Origin of the sequence: Acinetobacter sp. YH12231, from assembly GCF_013417755.1 — a bacterium.
Lineage (GTDB): Bacteria > Pseudomonadota > Gammaproteobacteria > Pseudomonadales > Moraxellaceae > Acinetobacter > Acinetobacter amyesii.
This window is the reverse complement of the sequence record NZ_VPDJ01000043.1, coordinates 1-10,716: the sequence shown is the minus strand read 5'-3', so window position 1 is coordinate 10,716 and position 10,716 is coordinate 1. Positions and strand designations below refer to the sequence as shown.

8 protein-coding genes and 2 pseudogenes are annotated in these 10,716 nt (G+C 41.4%); 6 read left to right on the top strand and 4 right to left on the bottom strand.

Features of this window, described 5'->3' with window-relative positions; all coding sequences use genetic code 11:
- Positions 1-92, top strand: a pseudogene (locus tag FTV11_RS16440) (IS5/IS1182 family transposase); the annotation flags it as partial.
- Positions 93-162: 70 nt separating this feature from the next.
- Here FTV11_RS16440 and FTV11_RS16435 read toward each other — a convergent pair.
- The gene (locus tag FTV11_RS16435) at positions 163-864 is read right to left on the bottom strand and encodes an NAD-dependent deacylase (RefSeq protein ID WP_180004398.1); all 702 of its coding nucleotides are present in this window, start codon (positions 862-864) and stop codon (positions 163-165) included.
- Between the two features lie 104 nt (positions 865-968).
- Positions 969-1,904 carry a LysR substrate-binding domain-containing protein gene (locus tag FTV11_RS16430; RefSeq protein ID WP_180050982.1) on the bottom strand — a complete coding sequence of 312 codons (936 nt, stop codon included), beginning with the start codon at positions 1,902-1,904 and terminating at the stop codon, positions 969-971.
- A 246-nt stretch (positions 1,905-2,150) separates the two neighbouring features.
- On the opposite strand from FTV11_RS16430, the gene FTV11_RS16425 reads away from it, so the two are divergent.
- The 3 genes from FTV11_RS16425 to FTV11_RS16415 all read left to right on the top strand — a co-directional run bounded on the left by FTV11_RS16425 (position 2,151) and on the right by FTV11_RS16415 (position 6,298).
- Positions 2,151-3,371, top strand: a complete 1,221-nt coding sequence (locus FTV11_RS16425; RefSeq protein WP_180011164.1) for an acyl-CoA dehydrogenase — start codon at positions 2,151-2,153, stop codon at positions 3,369-3,371.
- A gap of 209 nt (positions 3,372-3,580) precedes the next feature.
- On the top strand, positions 3,581-5,008 hold the full coding sequence (locus tag FTV11_RS16420) for an MFS transporter (protein WP_180074481.1): 1,428 nt from the start codon (positions 3,581-3,583) through the stop codon (positions 5,006-5,008).
- Positions 5,009-5,059: 51 nt separating this feature from the next.
- Positions 5,060-6,298, top strand: coding sequence for a CaiB/BaiF CoA-transferase family protein (locus tag FTV11_RS16415; protein ID WP_180074479.1), 1,239 nt, complete (start codon positions 5,060-5,062; stop codon positions 6,296-6,298).
- A 295-nt stretch (positions 6,299-6,593) separates the two neighbouring features.
- Here FTV11_RS16415 and FTV11_RS16410 read toward each other — a convergent pair whose 3' ends face one another.
- Entirely contained in the window at positions 6,594-7,946 is a 1,353-nt protein-coding gene (locus FTV11_RS16410) for an 8-oxoguanine deaminase (protein WP_180074477.1), read from the bottom strand.
- Positions 7,947-8,432: 486 nt separating this feature from the next.
- Between FTV11_RS16410 and FTV11_RS16405 the strand changes: the two genes are divergently transcribed.
- Both FTV11_RS16405 and FTV11_RS16400 read left to right on the top strand, forming a co-directional pair.
- Positions 8,433-9,458, top strand: coding sequence for a BMP family ABC transporter substrate-binding protein (locus FTV11_RS16405; protein ID WP_257223278.1), 1,026 nt, complete (start codon positions 8,433-8,435; stop codon positions 9,456-9,458).
- Between the two features lie 76 nt (positions 9,459-9,534).
- Positions 9,535-10,524: an isopenicillin N synthase family oxygenase gene (locus FTV11_RS16400; RefSeq protein ID WP_180074472.1), complete on the top strand. Its 990-nt coding sequence runs from the start codon at positions 9,535-9,537 to the stop codon at positions 10,522-10,524.
- 89 nt (positions 10,525-10,613) lie between these two features.
- Here the strand turns inward: FTV11_RS16400 and FTV11_RS16395 are convergent.
- A pseudogene (locus FTV11_RS16395) lies at positions 10,614-10,716 on the bottom strand (IS5/IS1182 family transposase); the annotation flags it as partial.

The following is a 10,716-nucleotide window of genomic DNA, read 5'->3' as shown; positions in this document are numbered from 1 at the left end:
TTAGAGGAATTGCCACAAGATACGATAAGCTAAAACGTAACTATCAAAGCACTGTTGCTTTAGCTTGTATATTTATATGGTTGCCTCTTTAGCTCAATTTATCGGCTGTAAATGTCAACACACCCTAGTTTTTTTGATCAATACTGATGCTAAAATGTGCTTTTATGGCGCAATCAATTGCTGAAAAAGCATTTTCATGCCTTCACTGGCGCCTGCTTTAATCAATTGATATTGCTCAGGTACACGTTGATAATCTGCTTTCGGATCGATATAAAATGCACGGCAGTTGGCAGGGATTTCGTGAATCAATCTAGCCACAGGATAGACAGCCAGACTCGTGCCAATCACAATAAAAATATCTGCCGTTTGCACACTCACACTGGCATCTTCATAGGCAGGAACTGCTTCGCCAAACCAGACCACATGTGGCCGTAAAGGATATCCCTCAGGGCATTTGTCGGTGTCTAAGTTTAAATCTGCACCTTCAATGGGAAACAATTCCTGCGTATATTGCGCCTGAGGGCCAGAGCTTTTTGCGTAACGAATATTTCCATGCAGATGTAGTACATTTTGACTGCCTGCACGTTCATGTAGATCATCAATATTTTGAGTAATGACTTGTACATCAAAAAAATCATCGAGTTCAGCAATTAATTTATGCGCTGCATTTGGCTCTGCGGCTAAAATATGTTTACGGCGTTCATTATAAAAACGCTGTACTAAAGCGGGATCGCGTGCCCAAGCTTCAGGTGTGGCCACATCTTCAATACGATGCTGTTCCCAAAGACCATCACTGTCACGGAAGGTATTGATGCCGCTTTCTGCGCTCATGCCAGCACCTGAAAACACCACAATTTTTTGCATAGATATTTAGCCTTATATTTTAATTGATGAGTCCAATGCGTACGGTTGCATGTATTGAATGGATGATTCAGCGAATTTACTGTACTCAAAATATAGCGATTACTTCAACTTAGTTGATGCAATTCTTGTAGCACCCAATCGACAAATTTTTGTATTTGTGGTGAGCTGTCTTGGCTCGAGTGGACTAAATAATATTTTCGGCTACCGTGCAGTTTTTTATTTGATGCAATCACCAATTCTTTTTTTCTCAGTTCAGCTTCAATCAGCATTTGTGGAATAAGTGCCATACCCATGCCATGACTGGCTGCCACAGAAAGCATGGAAAATAATTCATGTCGCTGACCATCAAATGGTTTGGGATGCTGAAGCTGATGGGCTTGAAACCATTCTTGCCAAATACTTGGACGGGTGGTTTGCTGTAATAAGGGCAATTGAAGCAATTCTTCATCGCTTAAATTAAAACTGTGATCACCGGTCATTTCCGCATGGGGAAAGTTGCTTTTAATCAATTTGGGGGAACAAACGGGAACCACTTCTTCATCCATTAAATAATGCGCTTGAATGCCCGGCCAATGCTCAATTTGTTGCTGAGTTCCTGCAAAAATCGCCGCGTCAAAGACATTTTCATTAAATAAAAAGGGTTTAGTACTGGTTTCCAAATGCACTGTAATTTCAGGATGTTGCGCATTTAATTTATGTAATTTTGGCAACAGCCAACGTGTGGCAAAGGTTGGCACAACGCCCAGCTTTAAAGTACCGCCCAAGCCTTTGTGCATCATAATATCTGAAGTGCTTTTTTCGATACCTTGCAAAAAGGGTTTAATACTTTTTGCATATTGCTTGCCTGCTTCTGTGAGATCGACACCGTGACGTGTTCTGCTAAATAGCATTACACCTAAATATTCTTCAAGCTGTTGAATTTGGCGCGACACGGCACTTTGCGTAATAAATAACTCTTGGGAAGCATGCGTATAACTTGCGTGTTTCGCAGCAGATTCAAAGCAAATTAAGCTTTGCAATGACGGAATATTGCGCCGCATAGATAAAGTCCTTTTTATCGATAGGTATCACAAAATGGCATATAAGAATGATTTTCATATACCACTATAGTCTATAAATAAAGCAATCCGCAGTTCAAATCAGTGGCTAAAGTGCTTAACACGCTGTGAGCCAAGCTTAGGTATGCGAAAGGCGCATATCTACATGCAAATTAATCGTTTGAATGAATCACTTTTCACACATAGCATCAAATAAAACAACGAAAACCTGAAAAAGCAGAGGATGCGATGAATCAAATGGTCAATGTAAAAAAGGCAAAAGTACAATTTAACTGGCAAGACCCGTTTCTTTTGGAACAGCAATTAACTGAAGAAGAACGCATGATTCGCGATACTGCGCATGCATACTGTCAAGAGCATTTACAGCCACGTGTACTGGAACAATTCCGCCATGAAAAAACCGATGCATCTATTTTCCGAGAAATGGGCGAACTTGGCTTACTTGGCCCAACGATTCCAGAGCAATACGGCGGCGCAGGTCTAAACTATGTTAGTTATGGTCTCGTTGCGCGTGAAATTGAATATGTGGATTCTGGCTACCGCTCAATGGCCAGCGTTCAAAGTTCTTTGGTGATGGTGCCGATTAATGAATTTGGCTCTGAAGAGCAAAAACAGAAATACCTACCAAAACTGGCAACAGGCGAATACATTGGCTGTTTTGGTTTAACTGAACCAGATCATGGCTCTGACCCAGGTAGCATGATTACTCGTGCAAAAAAAGTCGAAGGTGGCTATCGTCTCACGGGTGCAAAAATGTGGATTACCAACAGCCCAATTGCCGACGTGTTTGTTGTTTGGGCGAAAGAAGTATCGCATGAAGGCAATGTAGGTGACATTCGTGGTTTTATTTTGGAAAAAGGCTGGGAAGGGCTATCAGCACCAGCGATTCACGGTAAAGTTGGCTTACGTGCATCGATTACCGGTGAAATTGTCATGGACAATGTTTTTGTCCCTGAAGAGAACGCTTTTCCAGAAGTACGTGGTTTAAAAGGTCCATTTACCTGTCTAAACAGTGCACGTTATGGTATCGCTTGGGGCGCAATGGGCGCAGCTGAATTCTGCTGGCACACAGCGCACCAATACACCATGGACCGCAAACAGTTCGGTCGACCATTGGCGGCGAATCAGCTGATTCAAAAGAAATTGGCGGATATGCAAACTGAGATTGCCTTGGGGCTACAAGCTGCGCTTCGCTTTGGACGTATGAAAGATGAAGGTTTAGCTGCAGTAGAAGGCACATCACTCATTAAACGTAACAACTGTGGCAAGGCTTTAGATATTGCCCGTGTAGCGCGTGACATGATGGGCGGAAATGGTATTTCTGATGAGTTTGGTGTTGCCCGCCATTTGGTTAACCTCGAAGTCGTCAACACTTATGAAGGCACACATGATGTACATGCACTGATTCTAGGTCGTGCGCAAACAGGCATCGCGGCTTTTGGTAACTAATTGAATTCAATATCAATAAGGTGCTCTACATAGAGTGCCTTAGAGACTTTTTATGCAAAAATAAACTTAATCAATAAAGGATTCATCGTGAAACACTCTTGTAACTCTGTGCAATAGCCTGAGCAGTGATGAAATAAAAAGAATAAAAAAGGCAAATGTGCAGACATAGGAATGCCGATGACTCATTTGGGAAAATGAGGAACAAGGAAATGAATAACGAAATGCAAAACGGAGCAGGAACGCTCAAATTGCCTTCTAACGTGGGCACGATGCATCGTATTACCAACAACACTTGGAAAATGGCCTTTATTTTTGCCTTTATTTCATTGGTGATTGATGGTGTAGACATTATGTTGCTGTCATTCAGCCTCACCAGTTTAAAGGCTGAGTTTGGTTTAAGTACATTTCAAGCAGGAATGCTTGGTAGCTCTTCTTTAGCAGGGATGGCGCTAGGTGGTATTTCTGGTGGATGGGCGTGCGATAAATTTGGTCGTGTGAAAACTATTGCTTGGTCAGTAGTATTTTTCTCAATCATGACATGTATTTTAGGCTTTACCCAAAGCTATGAACAATTTTTAATTTTACGTTTTATTGGCGCTTTTGGTTTGGGTTCACTTTATATGGCGTGTAATACGCTCATGGCAGAATATGTACCAACCAAATACCGCACAACGGTACTTGGGACTTTGCAAACGGGTCAAACCGTGGGGTATATCGTTGCAACGCTGATGGCGGGTGCCATTATTCCAGATCACGGCTGGCGCATGCTATTTTATGTCACGATTATTCCTGCTGCTTTTGCCCTGATCTTTATGCGTTTTGTTCCTGAACCAAAATCTTGGCAGGAAGCAAAAATTGAGCAGCTAAAACGCCGTGAATTAAAACTTGAACCTGTACAGCAGCAAGCTGCAGTCAATCAAAATGCACCTTCTGAAAGTATTTATAAACGTATTTTTGGACACACTAATCATCGCAAAATGTTCTTCTTTTGGATGTCGACCGCTGCATTTCTACAATTCGGTTATTACGGTGTTAACAACTGGATGCCAACGTATCTAGAAACCGAACTCAGCATGAACTTTAAAGCCATGACAGGCTATATGGTAGGTGCATATACCGCCATGATTTTGGGTAAAATTTTAGCAGGCTATGCCGCTGACAAGTTCGGACGTCGTATTACCTTTGTGTTTGGTACGGTAGCTACGGCAGCATTCTTACCGATCATCATTTTCTATAACACACCAACCAACATCGCCTATTTACTCGTAACTTTCGGTTTCTTATACGGTATTCCATACGGTGTAAATGCAACTTATATGGCAGAAAGCTTCTCGACGGATGTACGCGGTACGGCTATTGGCGGTGCTTACAATATGGGACGTTTAGGTGCAGCCATAGCACCAGCAACCATTGGTATGATTGCCGCTGGCGGATCATTCACTATGGCCTTTATTGTAATGGGTGCTGCGTACTTTATTGCAGGTGTTATTCCGGGCTTGTTCATTCGTGAACGTCAATATGATCCCCAGCAAGCATCACTTTCTTCAGATGCGGAAAAAGAAAAACTTGCAAGTTTAGATACACATGTCGCTGAAGCAGAGCAAAAAGCGTCTGCAAAAACTGCAACAGTTAAATAATTAAAAAGATCTGTGCCATAGCTCAATCCTATGGCACATCTGGAGTGAACTATGGGTGCATTAAAAGGAATTCGCGTATTGGACTTAAGCCGTGTTTTGGCAGGTCCTTGGTGCGGTCAAATATTGGCTGATTTAGGAGCAGAGGTAATCAAAATTGAGCGTCCTAAAGTCGGGGATGATACCCGTATGTGGGGACCACCTTGGATGCCAAATCAGCAAGGTCAAGCGACGAAAGAATCAGGCTATTACCAATGTGCGAACCGTAATAAATATTCTGTAGCCATTGATATTGCTAGTGAAGAAGGGCAAGCTCTAGTCCGTGAAATTGCCCAAACGGCAGATGTCGTGATTGAAAACTACAAAGCAGGTTCACTGGCCAAATATGGTTTGGACTATGCATCGCTCAGTGCGCTAAATCCAAATATCGTATATTGCTCAATTACAGGTTTTGGTCAGGATGGGCCACGCGCGGAAGAACCGGGCTATGACTTTATTATTCAAGGTATGTCAGGTTTGATGAGTATTACTGGTGAATCTGATGATGTAATCGGTGGAGGCGCACAAAAGGTGGGGGTCGCTGTGGTCGATATTCAGACCGGACTGTACTCAACGATTGCCATTCAGGCGGCATTGTTGGCGCGGCAGCATACAGGCCGTGGTCAATATATCGATATGTCTTTACTCGATGTACAGGTGGCAGCACTGGCCAATCAAGGCATGAACTATTTGACCTCGGGTAAAGCACCTAAACGTATGGGAAATAATCACCCGAATATTGTGCCGTATCAAACTTTTAAAGCCAAAGATAAGGAATTTATTATTGCCTGTGGTAATGATAAGCAATTTAAAGACTTGTGTATTGCGATTGGCTATACAGAACTGTTAGATCAACCAAACTATTTACGTAATCAAGATCGGGTAAAGCACCGTGAGGAATTGATTCCATTATTGAGTGCCTATTTTCTGACTCAAGATGCTCAAGTTTGGGTCGATGCGATTCATGCGGTAAAAGTGCCTGTGGGTGTCATCAACTCTGTAGAAGACGCATTAAATGAACCGCAAATTCAACACCGTAACATGGTAGTGAATATTCCACATGCTTTAAATCATGATTTTAAAGTGATTGGTTCACCGATGAAGTTATCTGATACACCTGTGGAATACCGTCATGCACCACCACAGTTAGGGCAGCACACAATCGAAATTTTGTCCCAATTTAGAACTGAAGCTGAATTAAATGAATTGGCTGCACAAGGCATCATTGATCAACTCAGTCATCCTGCAGCTTAAAATTCCCTAATTTAATTTTGGAATAGACCTAGTGCATAAATCATTTTTTGAACTTTTAAAATTCATGTTTTAAATTCCCTCTCCTTTCAGGAGAGGGTTAGGGAGAGGTTGTTTTATGCTTAATCTTACGGAGCATGCTCCTCATCCCAAACGGAGATGAGGCTTTCATTGTCAATTTAAGTACCGATTAATGATTATTTTTTGCTTTTTGAATAAGCACTAATATTTGGGCATTAAAAGTATCGCCAAAATTAACAGTTTAGACCGAAGGACTCCAATACTTCGGTCTTTTTGATCATGCCGCAAGCAAGGCTTTTGCTACTACACGGTGTTTGGCCTGAAGTTCATCGACATCAACATTAACCAAGCTTTGATTTTTGACGACCCAATCGCCTTTGACCATGACATGTTCAGCACGGTCAGCACCACAGAGTAGCAAAGCCGCGATCGGATCATGTGAGCCTGAAAAACGTATGTCATCTAATCGGTAAAATGCAAAATCAGCTTGGAAACCTTCAGCAAGTTGTCCTAGGTGTTGCTCACGCCCCAACAGCTGTGCAGAGCCATGTGTTGCCCAGCGCAAGGCAAGTTCAGGTGTAATCTTTTCTGCGCCATATTTTAAGCGCTGCAAGTACATGGCCTGACGCGCTTCAAGGAGTAGGTTTGATGCATCACCTGATGCTGAGCCATCTACGCCTAAACCAATTGGGCTACCAGCGTGTAATAAGTCCATGGTTGGGCAAATACCAGAAGCAAGACGCATATTGGAATGAGGGCAATGGCAAATGCCTACTTTGGCTCGTCCTAAACGTCGTATTTCATTGGCATTAAAATGAATGCCATGTGCCAACCATGTACGTTCATTTAGCCAACCCACGCTTTCCAAATAATCGACGGTGCGCATGCCGAAGTTTTGAAGGCAGAAATGTTCTTCATCTATGGTTTCTGCCAAATGTGTGTGTAAACGCACATCCAGTGCTGCTGCAAGTTTGGCACTTTCATGCATAATGTCTTGCGTCACTGAAAAAGGCGAGCAAGGTGCAAGGGCAATATTCACCATGGCGTCTTCCTGCCGTTGATGATACTTCGATACCAAACGTTCAGAGTCTTTTAAGATGATGTCCATGTCCTGAACGGTATGCTGCGGAGGAAGACCGCCGGCATCTTCACCTAAACTCATCGAACCACGAGTAAGCATCACTCGTATACCTAAGTCTTGTGCTGCATTAACTTGTACATCGATGGCACGGTTCAGTTGATTTGGAAATAAATAATGATGATCCGCAGCGAAGGTACATCCCGACAGTAATAATTCAGCTAAAGCCACTTGAGTTGCTAAGTGTAATTGTTCTGGGTTTAATTTTGCCCAAATTGGGTACAAAGTTTTTAGCCATGGAAATAATGGTGCATTGACCACGGGTGCCCACGCACGTGTCAGGGTTTGGTAAAAATGATGATGGCTATTGATCAGACCTGGGAGCATAACCAAATCTTTTGCATTAAATATTTCGTCATAAGCCTGACTGGGCAGCCCATTTAGCCCAACTAGCTCAATAATTTTTCCTTGAGAAATCAGTACACCACCACGAGCGTCCTGATTATTGGCAGTAAATACCGCAAGCGGATTTTTTATCCAAACTATAGTCATAACAAGATCTTGGTCAAAGGAAGCAACTGGTTTTGAGCAATTTCCATACCACTGAAATTTTAAAATAGGAACTTAAAGCTGATTTCCAGCAATATTTAGGCTGCATACCTATAAATTCATCATAAAAAACATGTATTTATTTAAGAATGGTTTTTCCTGTTCTAATTTTTAGAAAGAATCTTTAAAAACTTAGCAATAGACCAAACAGTTAAAGCAACTTATTTATTGCATGGCGAACATCGATAAGTGTTGAGGACCTTTGTATTATAAATATGTGATTATTAAATTTAGAAAATAATGCTATTTATAATAAAAAAATTATTTTAAATTTGGTTGGATTTAATTTTATCCAAAATAAATTTTTAAAATATATCCTTCATTTTAAATTGTATCACATCAAATATATTTTAAACACTGTGGGGAAATAGAATGAGTTTTAAATTAAAAGCATTGGTCAAAACGATTTTAGTCTTCTCGACAGTTGGTATGCTGGGTTTGGGTCAATCTTATGCAGCAGAAAAGGCCGCTTTTGTATATTTGGGTCCAACCAGTGACCATGGATGGTCATATTCACATGAACAAGGGCGCATCAAGGCAGACAAAGCTTTAGCTGGAAAATATAAAACCACATATATCGAAAATGTACCTGAAACTGCCGATGCAGAGCGTGTTATTCGTAACTTGGCACAACAAGGCAACAAAGTCATTTTCGGTACATCATTTGGTTATATGAACTCGATGGAAAAAGTTGCGAAACAATTTCCTAAAACAGTCTTTATGCACGCAACGGGTTATAAACAAGGAAAAAATTTAGGTGTGTACGAACTTCGAACTTATGAAGGGGCGTATATGCTTGGTGTGGTTGCGGGGCAAAAGACCAAAACCAATACCATTGGTGTCGTCGCGTCATTTCCAATTCCTGAAGTCGTTCGAAACATCAATGCCTATACTTTAGGTGCGCAGAGTGTAAATCCGAAAGTCAAAACCAAAGTAATTTGGGCCAATACATGGTTTAACCCCGGTAAGGAACGTGAAGCAGCATTGGCATTAATCGCTCAAAAAGCAGATGTGTTGATGCAAAATACCGATTCACCTGCTGTAGTACAAGCCGCACAACAAAAAGGGGGGTATGCATTTGGCTGGAACTCAGACATGAGTAAATTTGGACCGAAAGCACATCTTGCAGCAGCAGTGTTACATTGGGAAAAAATCTATGAACCTGTGATGAAACAAGTCGCGGCAAATACATGGAAGCCTTCGGCGATCAAATATGGCGTAAAACAAAGTGCTGTAAATATTGAAAACTTTGGCCCAGAAACGACGGCTGCAATGAAAACCAAAGCCATTGCAGTTCGTGATTCATTACGTACTGGGGCATTACATCCATTTACAGGACCGATTTATAAACAAGATGGCAGTGTCTTGGTCGCAAAAGGCAAAACATTGACGGATATCGATTTGTCTAAAATGAACTACTATGTCAAAGGTGTAGATGGGTCACTACCTAAATAAGAATTTGATAAACAATACATTTTAAAATATTGCAAGTTGCAAGAGAGGCAACTTGCTCTACATAGGTCGAGTGATTATGAGTATTCCCGTAATTGATTTAGCGCAGGCATTGACGCCTTCCTCAGCCAATATCACAGACGTGGTAGAAAAGTTAAGAGGGGCAGCAACCAGTTCAGGTTTTTTCTATGTAAAAAATCATGGAATATCATCAGCGTTGATTCAACGTCAGTTTGAATTGGCAGCTAAAATCTTTGCATTGCCATTGGGAACCAAACTTAAATATGATCAGAGCTTGAATGATAGCCATTTGGGCTTTGAACAGCTTGCAGCGCAAAAGTCAGACTACAGCGCAAAGCCAGATATTAAGGAAGGTTTCTACTGTGCAAAAAATTACCCTACAGATCATCCCTATGTTTTAGCCAAATATCAGGGTTATGGTATTAATCAATGGCCGAGTGCTGAAGTACCTGAAATGGAACAGTTTTGTCAGGAGTATATAGCACAGCTAAATGGCCTAGCACAGCGCATTATGCAACTCTTAGCACTGTCTTTATCTTTAGATGAAAGCTATTTTGATGACTGTTGTATCGACCCCATGATTACCCTAAAAATGCTCTGTTATCCACCGCATCCTGTCGGTGCAGATGAATATAGCTTTGGCGTTGGAGCGCATACTGATTGGGGCTCCATCACGATTTTAGCACAAGATGAATGTGGAGGGCTGGAGGTTTGTTTACCAGATGGGACATGGGTTGCAGCGCCACCGATCAAAGATACGTTTATTGTCAATTTAGGCGATCTGATCCCACGTTGGAGTAATGACCTGTATAAATCAAATCCACATCGTGTTAGAAATTTATTTTCAAAAGGTCAGTCTCGCTATTCGATTCCATTTTTTTATGGGCCGAATTACATGACGCCAATCAATGCCTTACCAGGAACGGTGAAAGATGGTGAAATTTACCGTTATGCACCCTGTACGGCTGGTGAACACATGGAACAAATGTATCAGCAAGCTTATGACTTAAGTCTAGAAGAACAATTAGTACTGGAAAAAATCACTTAATCTCTCATACTAATTTCTTGGTTTCCTTTTATAGCCCTTCGTTCAGCCCGATAGGGCTTTTTTTATGATCAATAGATTTCTTTCATAAGTCATTTTTCACTCAGCTCCAAGTTATAAATTCCAGCAATTAGATTGAATCTTAATGCTAGTCTTTTGCCTCGATTGCGATATCGCTCAGCAAGAATTTTGAAG

Coding starts and splice junctions, on each gene's coding strand:
- FTV11_RS16430 (WP_180050982.1), bottom strand. CDS start 1,904: ATGCGGCGCAATATTCCGTCATTGCAAAGCTTAATTTGCTTTGAATCT.
- FTV11_RS16405 (WP_257223278.1), top strand. CDS start 8,433: ATGCTGGGTTTGGGTCAATCTTATGCAGCAGAAAAGGCCGCTTTTGTA.
- FTV11_RS16415 (WP_180074479.1), top strand. CDS start 5,060: ATGGGTGCATTAAAAGGAATTCGCGTATTGGACTTAAGCCGTGTTTTG.
- FTV11_RS16435 (WP_180004398.1), bottom strand. CDS start 864: ATGCAAAAAATTGTGGTGTTTTCAGGTGCTGGCATGAGCGCAGAAAGC.
- FTV11_RS16410 (WP_180074477.1), bottom strand. CDS start 7,946: ATGACTATAGTTTGGATAAAAAATCCGCTTGCGGTATTTACTGCCAAT.
- FTV11_RS16420 (WP_180074481.1), top strand. CDS start 3,581: ATGAATAACGAAATGCAAAACGGAGCAGGAACGCTCAAATTGCCTTCT.
- FTV11_RS16400 (WP_180074472.1), top strand. CDS start 9,535: ATGAGTATTCCCGTAATTGATTTAGCGCAGGCATTGACGCCTTCCTCA.
- FTV11_RS16425 (WP_180011164.1), top strand. CDS start 2,151: ATGAATCAAATGGTCAATGTAAAAAAGGCAAAAGTACAATTTAACTGG.